Here is a 15,898-nt window from a genome sequence, read left to right as displayed (position 1 = left end):
GGTCCTAAAACAGACGCCCCCGTCTCCGTGCTTTGGTCGGCTGGAGAGACAGGGGCGGCGCGGATGAACCGATGCGACGTGTAGGCACCGGCATTTATCCGCACTGCGGAGACCCCGATGGCCGCCCTTGCCCAACGCGCGCTTTGGTTCGATGAACCCGAGCCCCTCCTCTATCACGACCCGTCCCAGCGCGGCTTCGTGAGCCTGTTCAGCCGCGAGCGCGTGGCGGGGCGAAACCAGACCGTGGTCCAACTGGCGCAGTTGGCCGACGCCTTGCCTGCCCATCTGGGTCAGGCCGACCGCTACATCTCGGTCGGCGTTTTCCACCAACCCAATCGGCGGCTGGTGAGCCTCGCGCGCATGCCAATGACCTTCTCCGACCTCGACACCTACAAGGTCGAGCGCTTGCAGGGCCTGGCACCTGAGGCTCAACTCGAAGAGCTGCTCTATGCCTGCTCGCAGCGCCAACTGCCCGAGCCATCGGTCGTCGTCTACTCAGGGCGCGGCCTGCAGGCCAAATGGCTGCTGACCGATGCCATGCCGAGAGCGGGCGTGATGCGATGGTCGGCGGTCCAGCGTGCGCTGAACGCGGCGCTCAAGGACTTTGGCGCGGACGATGCGGCGCTCGGCGCGACGCAGCTGCTGCGCCTGGAGGGCTCTCACAGTTCCCGCTCGGGCGAGCTTATTCGCGTGCTGCACCGTGCGACGACGCCCACCCAGGGTGGTAAGCGGTTGGCGTCCGGCGTGGTTGGCTATGACTTCGACATTCTGGCTGAGCACTTGTTGCCCTTTGACAGACGCGAGCTCGCGGAATTGCGAGCTGCACGCCATGCCCAGCGCGCGCAGGATGCCCGTGAACAGAAGGCCCGCGAGGCCGTTCGCAGCAAGCTCGTCGTCCTGCCCGGCGGCCTAGCGGCCGGAGGGCTGGCCAAGGCATCGGCTCGCCCTCTCATCCCGTCCCAACTGGCCTGGGACCGCCTGGAAGACCTCCGCACCCTGGCCAGCTTGCGCGGTCATGGCAATGGCCTGCCCGCCGGGCAGCGAAACACCTTTGTTTTCCTGGCTGCCTGCTTCCTGGCCCAGTCCCGGCTGGTGCGAAATCTGCGAGAGGAAGTCCATACCCTGGCCGCCAGCGTCTTCGCGCCGGACTGGCAAGCGGCAGAGGTGCGCTCCTGCGTCAGCGCCGTCATTGCGCGCGCCGAGGCGTCGGCTCGCGGAGAGATGGTCGAGTACGAGGGCAAATCCCGGGACCCGTGCTACTGGTTCAAGAACGCGACCCTGGTCGACCGGCTGGGCATCACCGACGAAGAGGCGCGGCAGCTCGCCACCATCCTGCCCGCCGACGAAACCCGGCGCCGCAACACGGAGCGGCATCGCGCAGCCCGCCGCGCGGCCGGAGCCATCGAGCGCGTGGCCTACCTTCAGCAGTCGGCGGACAAGCGCCACCAGGCGCGCGAGCTCAGGGTACAGGGCCTGAGCCAGTCCGCCATCGCGTGCGCACTCAGCGTTGGGCGCAGCACCGTCGCCGGCTACCTGAAGGGCTGAGCGGCCTATGTCGAAGTCCGTCCCGACATCTGGGTGGTGGCAATGCCGGGGTGTTCGGGGCGCGCCGCGGCGTCTGCCGGTTTCGAGGAACTCCTGGTGCGAAGCCAAAGAACAGAAATTCCATCAAGCGCGGCCAGCGAGACGGGGCTCATCGGCATCGGGGGAGCGCATGTCTCGGGATGTCGGGACCGTGGCGGGCTGGCAGGGGTGGAGAGGTGCGGAGAGGAGGGGCCGGGCGGCCAACGATGTGAACGCATTCACACCCGAATTTTCAAAAGTGTGAGCCCACGCACATGTTTCGAACGATTGTCAGGGCGAGGTGTGAACGCGACCACAAACCCAACCAAATAGCGGTCGCGCGGTCAAACGTCGATGGGCACAGTGCGGGTCAGTGATGCGCGTCACCTTCCTTCTAGTTCCAACTGTTTACTTGAGATGACATTCGACCTCCAACCCATCCCCGTCGCCGCCGAAGCTGATGCGCCCGCTATCCTTTCCGCCAGCATCGAGCCTCGCCTCTCGCCGGCTGCCAAGCTGTTGAGAGCGTACGCCGCCAAGCGCTACATGCGACTTGGCGGCCAGGTCAACGACGGGGACTTGCTCGTCGCGGTGACCGGCGTGGCCGGCTTGACAGAGGCAACGTGGCCGGACGTGCTTCGGCTGGTTCTGAATCTTCATCAGCGTGGGGCGTCCCTGCCAGAAATCCTCTGGCGGCTCGAGGTCCTTGAGGGCGCTTACGACCGCCTGCATCCTGGTCCGATGCTGGTCAATCCATTCGTCGCGGCGCGCGTCTCGGTTGCTGCACGGCAAAACTGGTGACGCCGGTCGGGCGAGGAAGCGAAAGCTGGTCCTCAGTCAGCCTGAACCGCCTTCAGCGCACGTTGTGGAAGTCGCGCGGCCGCGAACCATCAGGCCGTCGCCGCTTCAGCTGGGCGATGACAGCAGTCAGGGAAGGCCCGCGAGTCCTGCAGGCAAGCTTCGTCCATACTCCTGCAAAGCGCTAGCGTTTTGCGCACAGGAGCCGTCTCTTGCCCGTCACGAAAACCGAAGTCGTCAGCATTCGCGTCCCGCCGGACGTGAAGGCCGCCTTGGTCGCCGCGGCTGAGCAGGAGCGGCGCAGCCTGGCCACCATGGTCGAGGTCATGGTGCTGGACTACTGCAAAGCGCATGGCATCGGCGCGACGCCGGCTCCAACCAGCAAGCCAGTCAGGTCACGCAAATCGACCTAGCAGGCTTGAACAGGGAGCCGCGTCCATAGCAAAGAACAAGCAAGACGACGGAATGAATCAGGACCTCAAAAAAACGCTCTGGGCCGCCGCTGACAAGCTGCGGTCCAGCATGGACGCGGCCGAGTACAAGCACATCGTCCTCGGCCTCATCTTCCTCAAATACATCTCCGACGCCTTCGACGAACGCCGTAGCCAGCTTCTGGCGGCGTTCAAGGACAAAGCCAGCGACCTCTACCTGCCTGACGCGGCGGACCACGCCGAGGCGCTGGAAGAGCGTGACTACTACACCATGGCCAACGTCTTCTGGGTGCCGGCCTCCGCTCGCTGGGAGGCAATCCGCGCCCAGGCCAAGCAGGCCGACATCGGCGTGCGCATCGACGCTGCGCTGGAAGCCATCGAAGCTGACAATCCGCGCCTGAAGGGCATCCTCGACAAGCGCTTCGGCCGCACCCAGCTCGAACCCGGCCGCCTGGGCGAGCTTGTGGACCTGGTGTCCACCATCGGCTTTGGCGAAGGCCACCACGCGAAAGACCTGCTCGGCGAGGTCTACGAATACTTCCTCGGCCAGTTCGCCAGCGCCGAGGGCAAGAAGGGCGGCCAGTTCTACACGCCGGCCTCAGTGGTGAAGGTGCTGGTGGAAGTGCTGGCGCCGCACCAGGGCCGTGTCTACGACCCGGCATGCGGCTCCGGCGGCATGTTCGTACAGAGCGAGAAGTTCATCGAGGCGCACGGCGGCAAGGCCGATGACCTCAGCATCTACGGCCAAGAGGCCAACCCCACCACGTGGCGCTTGGTAGCAATGAACCTGGCCATTCGCGGTTTTGCGGCCGACTTAGGCAAGGAACCGGCCGACACGTTCCACCGCGACCAACACCCCGACCTGCGCGCCGACTACGTGCTGGCCAACCCGCCCTTCAACATCAGCGACTGGGGCGGCGAGCGCCTGCTGGAGGACCGGCGTTGGGCCTATGGCACGCCGCCGGCCAGCAATGCCAACTACGCCTGGCTGCAGCACATCCTTCATCACCTCAGCCCGCGCGGCCAAGCCGGCGTCGTGCTGGCCAACGGCTGCATGTCCTCCAACCAGAGCGGTGAAGGTGATATCCGCAAAGCCATGGTCGAGGCCGACGTAGTGGATGTGATGGTGGCGCTGCCTCCGCAGCTGTTCTTCAACACGCAGATTCCTGCCTGCCTGTGGTTCCTTGCCAAGGACAAGAGCGGTCGCGCAACCGCAGGGGACTCAAAATCCCCCGCCCGTGACCGGCGCGGCGAGGTGTTGTTCATCGACGCCCGCAAGCTCGGCCGCATGGACACACGCGTCAACCGTGTGTTCGACGACGAGGACGTGGCGCGCATCGCCGCCACGGTGCACCGGTGGCGCGCCGACGGCGAGGACGGCACCGATGAACCCTATGCCGATGTGCCCGGCTTCTGCCGCGCCGTGAAGCTGGCCGAGATTGCCGAACATGGCCATGTGCTGACGCCGGGGCGCTATGTCGGCGCCGAGCAAGCGGACGATGACGACGAGGCCTTCAACGAGAAGATGGAGCGGCTGACCGCGCGGCTTGCCGAGCAAATGGCGAAAGGGGCGGAGCTGGATGTAGCGATTCGGGAAAAGTTAGGGGGCCTGGGCTATGCCGTCTAACGGAGAACTCTCGGCTCTCGCGCTCGCCGGGGTCTGTTCCGATGTCGCATACGGCTACACAGAGAGCGCAACGACTGCACCCGTCGGGCCACGATTCCTGCGCATTACCGACATTCAGGGAGGTCGATTCGACTGGTCTAATGTTCCATACTGCACCGCGTCTGCGGAGTCTGCGAAGAAGTATGCGCTTCAGATTGGGGACATCGTTGTCGCTCGCACGGGAAACTCGACTGGTGAGAATGCTCAGGTCTGGGCACTCGACGGCCCTGCTGTCTTTGCGTCCTACTTGATTAGATTTCGAGTTGACCCGAAAAAGGCAAACCCATTTTTTGTCGGGTATCAGCTTCGAACGCAGCGATTTCGGGACTACGTCATGGCCGTTCGCGGCGGCTCGGCTCAGCCTGGCGCCAACGCGAAACAACTTGGCGGATTCGAGCTATTGCTGCCTGAGCGTTCGTATCAAGACGAGACCGTCGAAGTACTACGGGAACTTGACCGTCGCATCGACCTCTTGCGCCAAACCAACACCAGTCTCGAGTCCATCGCCCAAGCCCTCTTCAAGAGCTGGTTCATCGACTTCGACCCGGTGCGCACCAAGGCCGAGGGCCGCGAGCCCGAAGGCATGGACGCCGCCACGGCGGCGCTGTTCCCTGCCGAGTTCGAGGCATCGGCGCTGGGGTTGATTCCGAAGGGGTGGGCGGCGTCGAGCCTCGGTGCACTGTGCAAGGCGGCCGGCGGCTGGATACAAACAGGTCCATTCGGCAGCCAACTGCACGCGAGCGATTACCTCGATGCGGGCATCCCCGTAGTCATGCCACAGGATATGAAAGGGCGCCGCGTTTCGGAGGACCGTATCGCGCGCGTTTCCCAGTCCAATGCCGACCGCCTCTCAAAGCACAAGCTCGAAATCGGCGACATCGTGTTTAGCAGACGTGGCGATGTGGGCAGGCATGCGACGGTGTCGGAGCGGGAAGTAGGCTGGCTATGTGGCACGGGCTGCTTGTTGGTCCGTCCGGGGCCGCAATCTCAATCGCCGGCCTTCCTGTCTCAGGCATTGGCATACCCGCTGTCCATCGAGTGGCTGCAGCGTCATGCCGTCGGCGCAACCATGCCGAACCTGAACACTGGCATCTTGGAAGCATTGCCGCTCCTGAGTCCTGTTCCCGAAGTGCTGAAGCGCTTCGAGGAACTGGTGGGCCCTTTGGAAAGGCGAATCACGTTGAACGATGCGCACACAAAGACCTTGGAAGAAGTTCGCGACGCTGTGCTTCCTCGTCTCATCGCGGGAACGCTGACTGTGCCGAATGCGGAAGTCCGTGCCGAGGAGGTGCCCGCATGACGCCCGAGGTTTCGCTAGCGTTTGCCCTCCAGTCGAGCCCTGGCGTGTACGCGCTACTTTTAGGTTCCGGCGTTTCGCGAGCGGCGCGGATTCCGACAGGCTGGGAAGTGGTTCTTGACTTGGTCCGCAAGCTGGCGGGCGCTCAGGGCGCTGACTGCGAGCCCGACCCTGCTGCTTGGTACGAGGCGACATACGGAGTTCAGCCGGGGTATTCGCAACTGCTGGACGCATTGGCCAAAACGCCGAGTGAACGACAGCAGCTTCTTCGCACGTATTTCGAGCCGTCTGACGAAGAGCGGAAGGAAGGTGCCAAGGCGCCGACCAAGGCCCACCGCGCCATCGCAAATCTGATGGCGAGTGGACAAATTCGCGTTGTCTTGACCACCAATTTCGACCGCTTGATGGAGCGAGCGCTGGAGGATGTCGGTGTGGCGCCCACCGTAATCAGCACACCTGACCAGATTGAGGGGGCAGTGCCGCTTGCACACATCAAGGCCTGCGTTGTGAAACTGCATGGTGACTATCTCGACACCCGCATCCTGAATACGCCGGAAGAGCTCGCGACGTATGACGGCAGGCTGGACCGCCTCCTAGACCGTGTATTCGACGAGTTCGGATTGATTGTTTGCGGCTGGTCGGCTGACTGGGACGACGCACTGCGCGCTGCAATTGAGCGAGCGCCGAGCCGCCGCTACTCCACCTTCTTCGCGGCGCGCGGAGAACCGGGCGAACGCGCTGCCGCGTTGTTGGCTCGACGCGGAGGGCAGCACATTTCCATTGCTGACGCTGATACCTTCTTTGACGGCTTGGAGCAAAAGGTCAGAGCAATCGAGCAGTTTTCGCAACCTCATCCTATTTCTGTCAAGGCAGCTGTCGCGGCCTGCAAGCGATATCTCGCCGAGCCGGATTCGTCTCGCATCCGGCTGGCCGACCTGATTGCTGACGAGAGTCGACAGGTTGGCAAAGAGTTGACATCAGCACGCCTTGCTGAAAATTCTGTGGACGTGAACACCGCCTCGGTTACGGCGCGAGTCCGGCAATACGAAGGCATTTGTCACACGCTCTCAGCCCTCTCGTTCGAAATTGGACGATGGGGGACGCCTCAGGCCGTCGCCTTTCTGGCGGCTGCCCAGCGGCGCCTGTTCAGCATGAAGGCGTCTCAGGGCCTGACGTTGTGGCTTGCCTATCAGGGGTATCCGGTCACGCTCATGACCTACTCAGCCCTGCTGGGTGCGTCATTCGATGGACGCTGTGATGTTGTTGCCACTCTTCTGAACAACGAGCTTGAAGCGCCGAGCCGGCAGCCCGTTCTCGCCGTAGATGTTGCACCGCCCTTTTGCTTGCTGAGCGACGACCCCCAGCGATGGGGACAGTTGCTCGAAGGGAAGGAGAAGCGGCATGCGCCGTTGAACGACTGGTTGGCCGACCTTCTATGGGACCGATTCGGCGCCGAATTTGACTCGCGGAAAGACTTCGAGCTTCGATTCGATTGGGTTGAAGTTGTTCTTGCAATAGCGAACCACAAGCTCTGCCCACCGGTGTTCAACAAAGAGTTCCATCCGCCGGGTTGCTATGGCTATAGAACCTCCAACCGTGAAAGAGTGGTTCAACGAATCAAGGGCAGCCTTGAGTTGCATGGTGCTCAGTCCCCATACGTGACTTCGCGTTTATTTGGAGACACGGTTTTGGAAGTGCAGCAGGCAATCGCGGCATTCGAAGCTTGGGCTGCCAAGCTGAACGGTCGTTGGGGGTGGTAGGGGGCACGATGAGCGCGATAACGGAAGACCACGTAGAACAAGCCGCGCTCGAATGGCTAGCTGGCCTGGGTTGGTCCGCCGCCCACGGTCCCGACATCTCCCCGCCGGATGCCAAGACCCCAGGCACCGACCGCGCCAGCCACCGCGAGGTGGTGCTGGCCGGCCGGCTGCGCGAGGCCATCGCGCGGCTGAACCCGCACATCCCGCTTGGCACCCGAGACGACGCGCTGCGCCGCGTGCTCAATCCAAGCGTCCCGGGTCTGGTCAGCGCCAACCGCCAAGTCCATCGCTGGCTGGTGGATGGCGTTCCAGTAGAGTTCCAGAAGGACGGCGAGACACGCGGCGACAGGGTGCGGTTGCTGGACTTCGCCGACGTGGCGGCCAACGATTGGCTGGCCGTCAACCAGTTCAGCGTGCAGGGGCCGAAGCAGACCCGCCGGCCCGATGTGCTGCTGTTCGTCAACGGCCTGCCGCTGGTGCTGTTCGAGCTGAAGAACCCGGGCGACGAAGACGCCGACATCTGGGCTGCGTGGAACCAGCTCCAGACCTACCAGCAAGACATCCCCGACCTGTTCCACGCCAACGTGCTTCAAGTCATCAGCGACGGCATCCAGGCGCGCATGGGCTCGTTGACCAGTGACCGCGAGCGCTTCATGGCCTGGCGCACCATCGACGGCGTGGCCACCGACCCGCTCGGCGCGATGCGCGAGTTGGAGACTCTGGTGTTGGGTCTGTGTCAGCGCGAGTTGCTGCTGGAGTACCTGCGCCACTTCGTGCTGTTCGAGGATGACGGCCGGCTGGTCAAGAAGGTGGCCGGCTATCACCAGTTCCACGCGGTGCGGGCGGTGGTTCAGAGCGTGTTGGTGGCCTCGGCGCCGGGCGGCACGCGCAAGGGCGGCGTCGTCTGGCATACGCAGGGCGCCGGCAAGAGCATCGAAATGACATGCCTGGCCGGAGCGTTGATGGCGCACCCGGACATGGGCAACCCGACGCTGCTGGTGATGACCGACCGCAACGACCTGGACAACCAGCTATTCGGCGTGTTCGCCGCTGCCAGCGAGATGCTCCGCGAGACGCCGGCCCAGGCCGACACCCGGCCCGAGCTACGCCGGCTGCTCGCCAACCGCCCCTCGGGCGGCATCATCTTCACGACCATCCAGAAGTTCACGCCAGGCGAGGACGAGGACACGTTCCCTGTGCTCTCCGACCGTCGCAACATCGTCGTCATCTGTGACGAGGCGCACCGCACGCAGTACGGTTTCGAGGCGCGGCTGGTCAACGGCAAGGGCAAGTCGGCCGAGCCGGTGGCCAACGACGGCCAGGCGCTGCAGGCGGCGGAGCCGCGTGCCGACTACCAGGCCACCAGCGCCGTGCGCTATGGCTACGCCCAGCACCTGCGCGACGCGCTGCCTGGCGCCACCTTTGTTGCCTTCACCGGCACGCCGGTTTCGCTGAGCGACCGCGACACGCGCGCCGTGTTCGGCGATTACGTCCACATCTACGACATCGAGCAGGCGGTGCGCGACGGCGCCACCGTGCCTATCTACTACGAGAGCCGGTTAGCTCGCCTGGAGCTGAAGGAAGCCGATGTCACCCAGCTCGACAGCGAGGTGGATGAGCTGACCGAGGACGAAGAAGGCGACGCCGCCAAGGTGGCCAAGCTGCGTCGCTGGGCAGCGCTGGAGCAACTGGTTGGCGCGCCGCCGCGAGTCCAGAAGGTGGCCGCAGACATCGTGAGTCACTTTGAGAACCGCCTGACGGCCATGGATGGCAAGGCGATGGTCGTGGCGATGAGCCGCGACATCTGCGTGCACCTCTACAACGCCATCGTCGCGCTGCGGCCCGACTGGCACAGTGATGACCCGATGCAGGGCGCCATCAAGGTAGTGATGACCGGCTCGGCCTCGGACAAGGCGCTGCTCAAGCCGCACATCTACCCCAAGGACGTGCGCAAGCGCCTGGAGACGCGCTTCAAGAATCCGACCGACCCGTTCAAGCTGGTCATCGTCCGCGACATGTGGCTCACCGGCTTCGACGCGCCTTGCCTGCACACGATGTACGTGGACAAGCCCATGCGCGGCCACAACCTGATGCAGGCTATTGCACGGGTAAACCGTGTGTTCAAGGACAAGCCCGGCGGCTTGGTGGTGGACTACATCGGTATCGCCAACGAGCTGAAGGCTGCCCTGGCCGATTACACCCAGGCCCACGGGCGCGGCAAGCCGACCATCGACGCGCATGAGGCGCTGGCCGTGCTGCAGGAGCAGATGGACGTGCTGCACGACATGCTGCATGGCGTCGAGTACACCGACTTCCGCAGCAGGGCCTGGCAGCTGCTGCCGGCCGTGGCCAACCATGTGCTAGGGCTGGACGATGGAAAGAAGCGCTTCGCCGACACGGTGCTCGCCGCCAGCAAGGCGTTCGCGCTGTGCTGCACTCTGGACGAGGCACTGGCCTATCGCGACGAACTGGCCTTCCTGCAAGCGGTGAAGGCCGCGCTGACCAAGCACGCGGGCACCGACAAGAAGCTGACCGACGAGCAGAAGGAACACGCGCTGCGGCAAATCATCAGTCGAGCGGTTGTCAGCGACGAGGTCATCGACATTTTCTCGGCCGCCGGCTTGAAGCGGCCGGACATCGGCGTGCTGTCCAACGAGTTCCTGGAAGACGTGCGCCACATGAAGGAGCGCAACCTGGCCGTCGAGTTGCTGGAGCGCCTGCTGAAGGGCGAAATCAAGTCGCGCTTCAAGACCAACGTGGTGCAGAGCGCTAAGTTCTCAGAGCTGCTGCAGCAGAGCCTGACCCGCTACCGCAACCGTGCCATCGAGACGGCGCAGGTCATCGAAGAACTCATCGAGATGGCCAAGAAGTTCCAGGCCGCCGCGCAACGCGGTGAGAGCCTGGGGCTCAACCATGACGAGATGGCCTTCTATGACGCGCTGGCCATGAACGAGGCCGCAGTCCGCGGCTTGGGCGATGAGACGCTGAAGAAGATAGCCGTCGAGTTGACCCAGAGCCTGCGCAAGTCGGTCACCGTGGACTGGGCCAAGCGCGAGACCGTGCGGGCCAAACTGCGCGTGATGGTGAAGACGCTGCTGCGCCGCTACAAGTACCCGCCGGACCGACAGGAAGAAGCGACGGAAACCGTGTTGAGGCAGGCGGAGTCGCTTTCGGCGGATTGGGTGGTCTCTTGACGATGTAGCTTGTCGCGCCCTGATGGGCGAATTTTTTGGGAGGAGGGCAGATGGGACTGAAAAAAAACCAACCCTTGCCACTTGGATTGCCGGAACAGGTCGATGGACTTGCCACGGCGCCTGCGGACCGAGGAGACGAGACTCAGGAGCGGTTTCGCTACCAATGGGCCATAGGCGTGTGGCTACTGGCGCAGAGCCTGACCAGCGCGCGCGCCATACGTGCCCTTTGGTGCGAGCATCACGATGACTATCTGCTGGAGTTGCAGACCGGGCGCTACGTCGCTGTCCAAGTCAAGACTGACAGCCGCGAGAACGCGCGCTGGCGGTGGAGTGACGACGCATTGGTCGAATCCGTCCTTCGTTTCTGCGTGTTCGAGAAGATGTATGGAGCCGCCATTGACGGCTACGAGTTCGTCTCGAACGCTGCGCCATATGTGCCGGCGGCAACGACGAAAAGGGACGACTCGCTCGCGGCCAGTCCTGACCGCCTAGTCCAGTGCTGCTCTCGAGCCTCGAACCACTCCGCCTTGGAGGAACCGTACAAAACGGCCTTCGCCGGGCTGGTAGGTAAGACCGGTGGCGATGCGGTGGTCCTGTTTCAAGTCCTGCGAAAGCTCAAATTCGCGCAAGGGCCAGTCCTTCGCGGGTATGACGATACGTTCGCGGCTTCGATTGTCCCGAAGCTGCCCGGCTGCGGAGTTCTTACAACAGTTTCGTGCTGTCGTTTGAGGGACGAGCTCATAGGGCTTGTTCAAGCAGCCTGTAGGCTGCGTGCGGATGGGATAGACGGCGCTGTGGCGTATCTCGCCACAAACGGTAAACCTGACGTTGCGATTCGGGGGAAATGCATTACCCCAGAGTCAGCGGCTGAGGTGATAACCCGGGTTCGGCAGCCAGCCTTCCGGTTTGTCGGTAGCGGCGCGGGCATAGAAATTGGTGCCCCGGCTGGTCGAGCCGATGTGCTCAACCGGAAGATGCGGAATGCCTACCTGGGCAGTCAGTTTGAGCCTTTGCGCATGCGCATGGACTCGGCAGACCAGCGTTTGATGGAGCGCGCCTTGCTGGAGCCAGATGGCTTCGACGCTATTGCCAACCAACTTGTCAGCACCGTGTTGGTCGAGTGCAAGGACGTCGAGGCGATGGCCTTTGACCATGCCGATGAGAAAACACGCGGGCTTGCGATTTACAAGCAAATCCTGCAACGGATGGACAGCCTTGCGAAGGAGGAGCCCGAGCGTGTGTGCCGCGAGCCGAAGGACACGTTGATGGGCATTGCCGGCATGCTGTCGGGCGAATGCAAGTTCGCGTGGGGTACCCCGCTGGAAGAGGAGGCCCAAGATGGCGCTTGAACTTGCTCGCGCGCTCGCTGCAACCGAGCGAGACGACAACCTTCATATGGCTCGGCTGCTACTGCTGATGGCCGCGCATGCGGGCGACAAGAGCCGTCCGGTCGAGGGTCTAACAAAGCTGGCAAAGCTGGACTTCCTGCTGCGCTATCCCAATTGCCTTGAGCGCGCTCTAACAGCGGCGGGGAAGGACCCAGCGAAGGCGGATGTGGCCGAGTTTGAAAGAACGACTATCGAAAGCAGGATGGTTCGGTTCCGATACGGTCAGTGGGACCACCGGTATCGCCGATGGGTCGCTTTGATGGCGGCCAGGGGACTGGTCGCCGTCGATGTCAAAGGCAAGACCGTTCAACTGTGGCCTACGCCGGAGGGACAGCTCGCGGCTACGGCACTTGCCGACCAAGAGCCGCTTGAGAACCTTGCGGCGCGCGCGAAGCTCGTGGCGAAGAATTTCGGCAATCGCAGCGGGTCCGATTTAAAGAATTTTGTCTACGCCACGTTCCCAGAGCTGACCGACATGAAGTGGGGAGAGGAAATCGCCATATGAGACTTGCGCTAAAAAAATTGCATCTTTCGCTCCACAAGTCGATTGAGCGAATCGACCTACCTGGTGTCGTCTACTTTTTTGGCCCCATCGGGTCCGGCAAATCCAGCATTGGGCGACTCATCGACTTTTGCCTTGGTGGCAGTTACGCCTGGACGCCTGCACTGCAGGCAGAAATGGTGTCGGCGGCTTTGGAGATGTCTGTCAATGACGTCCCTGTGACGTTGCATCGTGACAGGGATTCGAATCAGGTGATGGCGGCTTGGCAGGAGGGGGATGAGACCTTGCAGGTGCTCATCCCCGCACGGACCGGGACTAACGAAGTGCTGCCCAACCTGGGTGTCGTGGTGTTGTCCGACCTGATTTTCTATCTTGCGAAAGAGGAGCCACCTTACGTCCGTCGGCGCAAGGGCGCGCCCGACGAGCGTCTCGAGCGCTTGAGCTTCCGGGACCTATTCCGATTTTGTTATCTCGACCAGGAGGGGATGGACAACGTCTTCTTCCGGTTGGACTCCGACAACTACCCTATCCGTGCAAAAAGCGTTGATGCTTTGCGATATGTTCTTGGATACCGCACTGAACAGGTCGCCGAGCTGGAATCGCGCCTCCAAGAGGTCCGTGAGCAACGCTTGGGCCTGCTGTCTGGAGCTCAGGCGCTTGCGAAGGCGCTAATAGATGTCGGCCTTGACGACATCAACGCCTACGACGCGAAGATTGAATCTATCAAGGCAGAAATTGACCGCGCGCGCGAGGCCGCACAGGTCGCGAGGCTGCAACGTGCGCCGGCGCCGCATGCTGCAGAGGAACTGCGGGACCATGCGCGACGTCTTGCTCAAGAACAGATTGCGCTTGAGCAGGCCTCTTCGGACATCGACATCCGCATCGGAGAGCTTGAGCGCCACGCAAATGAGTTGCAGATGTTGTCGGTTCGCTTCCAGCGAACCGCATCCGCGCGGATGGTTCTCGGTGGCGTGGACTTTTCCTCGTGTCCTCGATGCACCCAAACCCTCCCGGCTCGAGAGGCTGGACTCTGCATGGTTTGCGGGCAGCCTGAGCACATCACAGATGCAGCCGGCGCACTTGGCGAATCAGTCGTCAACGAGGACCTGCGCGCCCGTCAGGCCGAGCTGAAGGAAACCTTGGCCCGCATGCGTGCTCAGAAGCGCGCCATTCAGCGTCGCGCCGTTGAGATTGCGACGGCGCGAAATGCGGCAGACCGCTCTCTAGAGGTCAGGCTGAAAGAGTATGACTCGGCGTTCCTCTCTCAAGCATTGCAGCACGAGCGTGCCGTAGCCACGTTGGAGCAGCGGCTTGATGCGATGCTGAAGTATCGAAAGCTACCGGACGTGCTTCAAGAGCAGCAGGCGCAGGCAGAGGCATTGAAGATTGACGAGGCTGAGTTGCGGGCCAAGCTGGAGACGGCGAAGAAGTCAGCCTTCAACGACCGAAAGAATGTTGACCTTCTGGGCGAGCTTTTTCTCGACTGTCTGGTGCGAGCCAAGTTTCCAGATGTCCGAGCAAACTATCGTGTGGAGATTGACCCGGCTACCTTCTATCCGCGCATTCCTTTGGGGGTGAATGAGGCCCTTGTGGTGCTTTCATTCGACAACGCTGGTAGCGGCGGAATGAAAGCGCTGTTCAAGACCTGCTACGCGTTGGCCTTGCATCGGGTCTGCGCCCGAGCCGGCGATGCCAGGTTGCCGCCCATACTTGTCATTGACACACCGACCAAAAACGTCAGCTCGGTCGAGAACCCCGAGGTGATTGCGGCTTTCTTTCGTCTGGTCTACGAACTCGCTGTAGGCGAGTTGGTGGAGACGCAGTTCGTCATCATCGACAACGAGTTCAATGCCGTGCCTGACGACATAGACCTTCCGATAAGCAGCCGCCATCTCGTCAATGGTGACCCGAACAACCCGCCCCTCATTCCATATTTGGTGGGCGACTTTTCTGAGGGCCAGGCGTCCGATGATGCGGCGCCTACGGCACCATGAATTGTTCGTTGTAGCCTTCATCGAGCTCGAAGCCCTCATCGACGTTCTGCCACGGAAAGCTGTCGCTGTCGTGCCAGACCTTACCGGGGTCTACGCCGCCCTCGGGCAGCCGGTAGAGCCGCACTTCGAGCATGCCGGCGCCCCGTGATTCGAATGGCAGTGCGAAGCTCGCCCAATTGGCCGTCGCCTGCGCAGGGGCTGGCTCGCCGCCCGTGAAATGCAGGCCGCCGTGGCAGGGGAGCCGCTGCTGCTCAGCATACAGGCCGAGGTGCTTGGCCAGGATGCTGAGCAGCGTGCTCGAGGCGCAATGCACCACCAGCATCAGCCGGTGGTCGATGCCTTGGTGGGTAAGCGCGCATCGTTGGCGCAGCGTGTGCAGCAGCTGACGCCACTTGCCGATGCCGGAGTTATCCTGTTCGTCGGGCTTGAGCGGCCTGAGCTGGAGATTGCGCATGGACCTGCGCGACAGCTCAATCTCATGCCATACGACGGTGGGTCGGTTGCCGAGGTCTGCGAAGGTGAGTGCGTCGGGAATGTGTCCGAAGCGCTCGTTCAGGTCGGCCCGGAAGGACTGGCCGAGATAGTCGGTCTCAGCATAGCTTTCCAAGCCACGCCGTCTCGCCGCAATGGAGCAGATGTTGGTCCATTCGCGATGGTGGGCGCGGGTGAGCTTCCTCAACAGGTAGGTCGTTGGCGCCGCGGTGTCGGTGCCACCTTCGTCGCGGATAAAGCGGGCGCCGGCCGCGCTGAGTGCGTAGTAGCGGAATCGGCTGGCCGCGTCGTCGGCGCTGACCATGAAGCCGCGATGGACTGCGTTCGCGACAACGCGCTGCGCGGCTGCCAGAGCTGCCGGCTGGCTGCGGTTTGGGAAAAGCCCGAACGCGAGGCCCTGTACGCGTAGCGTGCCGTATCGCATCAGCAGCTCAAGCGCTTCCAGCAGGTAGTGCCGTCTGGCCAGTAGTGCGTCGACGATGAGAAAGCGCTCCCTGTTTGGTATGTGCTGCGTGACGGGCGGTGGGGCGGTGTGCATCAGGTTCTCCATGAGGTTGTCCTGCGTATAAACACCGCCCCGCGACACCCCCCACATGTGCCCGAACTTGCGTGCCTTCCGGTTCTCGAGCAGAACCAGCACCGTCAAAACACTGCGCTGTCGCTTGGTTTTGTCTCTCGCACTAGGGTGCGAGTGCTTCACGTCGGGCGGTCCTTCGGCGGCGGTGCCGCCTGCGGGAACCCCCCCAAACCCCCCTTCATTCCTGCTTGCTGCCGCTCGCAGGAATGAGAGGGGCTGCGCGCCATCGCCGGCCT

At 62.8% G+C, this 15,898-nt stretch carries 11 protein-coding genes; 10 read left to right on the top strand and 1 reads right to left on the bottom strand.

From position 1 onward, the window contains the following. Positions 1 to 117: 117 nt before the first annotated feature. From CDN99_RS04165 to CDN99_RS04120, 10 genes are all read left to right on the top strand, one after another. Positions 118 to 1,545: a replication protein gene (locus CDN99_RS04165; RefSeq protein ID WP_088382804.1), complete on the top strand. Its 1,428-nt coding sequence runs from the start codon at positions 118 to 120 to the stop codon at positions 1,543 to 1,545. A 435-nt stretch (positions 1,546 to 1,980) separates the two neighbouring features. Beyond that, complete coding sequence (locus CDN99_RS04160) at positions 1,981 to 2,364, top strand: hypothetical protein (protein WP_088382803.1); 384 nt, start codon at positions 1,981 to 1,983, stop codon at positions 2,362 to 2,364. 209 nt (positions 2,365 to 2,573) lie between these two features. Continuing rightward, positions 2,574 to 2,774: a hypothetical protein gene (locus tag CDN99_RS04155; protein ID WP_088382802.1), complete on the top strand. Its 201-nt coding sequence runs from the start codon at positions 2,574 to 2,576 to the stop codon at positions 2,772 to 2,774. 52 nt (positions 2,775 to 2,826) lie between these two features. After that, entirely contained in the window at positions 2,827 to 4,419 is a 1,593-nt protein-coding gene (locus CDN99_RS04150) for a class I SAM-dependent DNA methyltransferase (protein ID WP_088382801.1), read from the top strand. Further along, entirely contained in the window at positions 4,409 to 5,758 is a 1,350-nt protein-coding gene (locus tag CDN99_RS04145) for a restriction endonuclease subunit S (protein WP_088382800.1), read from the top strand. The genes CDN99_RS04150 and CDN99_RS04145 overlap by 11 nt, the downstream gene beginning before the upstream one ends. Beyond that, positions 5,755 to 7,515 carry an SIR2 family protein gene (locus tag CDN99_RS04140; RefSeq protein WP_088382799.1) on the top strand — a complete coding sequence of 587 codons (1,761 nt, stop codon included), beginning with the start codon at positions 5,755 to 5,757 and terminating at the stop codon, positions 7,513 to 7,515. The genes CDN99_RS04145 and CDN99_RS04140 overlap by 4 nt, the downstream gene beginning before the upstream one ends. Positions 7,516 to 7,523: 8 nt before the next feature. Continuing rightward, positions 7,524 to 10,709, top strand: a complete 3,186-nt coding sequence (locus tag CDN99_RS04135; protein ID WP_088382798.1) for a type I restriction endonuclease subunit R — start codon at positions 7,524 to 7,526, stop codon at positions 10,707 to 10,709. Between the two features lie 50 nt (positions 10,710 to 10,759). Continuing rightward, positions 10,760 to 12,058 carry a dsDNA nuclease domain-containing protein gene (locus CDN99_RS04130; RefSeq protein WP_088382797.1) on the top strand — a complete coding sequence of 433 codons (1,299 nt, stop codon included), beginning with the start codon at positions 10,760 to 10,762 and terminating at the stop codon, positions 12,056 to 12,058. After that, a complete protein-coding gene (locus CDN99_RS04125; RefSeq protein ID WP_088382796.1) occupies positions 12,048 to 12,602 on the top strand; it encodes a hypothetical protein in 555 nt (184 codons plus the stop codon). Before CDN99_RS04130 ends, CDN99_RS04125 begins: the two co-directional genes overlap by 11 nt. Further along, the gene (locus CDN99_RS04120) at positions 12,599 to 14,593 is read left to right on the top strand and encodes a hypothetical protein (protein ID WP_088382795.1); all 1,995 of its coding nucleotides are present in this window, start codon (positions 12,599 to 12,601) and stop codon (positions 14,591 to 14,593) included. Before CDN99_RS04125 ends, CDN99_RS04120 begins: the two co-directional genes overlap by 4 nt. Here CDN99_RS04120 and CDN99_RS04115 read toward each other — a convergent pair. Further along, positions 14,580 to 15,785 carry a hypothetical protein gene (locus tag CDN99_RS04115; protein ID WP_141100624.1) on the bottom strand — a complete coding sequence of 402 codons (1,206 nt, stop codon included), beginning with the start codon at positions 15,783 to 15,785 and terminating at the stop codon, positions 14,580 to 14,582. The two genes, CDN99_RS04120 and CDN99_RS04115, sit on opposite strands and share 14 nt — an antisense overlap. Positions 15,786 to 15,898: the final 113 nt, after the last annotated feature.

This window comes from Roseateles aquatilis (assembly GCF_002205645.1).
GTDB lineage: Bacteria > Pseudomonadota > Gammaproteobacteria > Burkholderiales > Burkholderiaceae_C > Roseateles > Roseateles aquatilis.
Note: the sequence above shows the minus strand (reverse complement) of the source record. Positions and strands in the feature narration are given on the sequence as shown.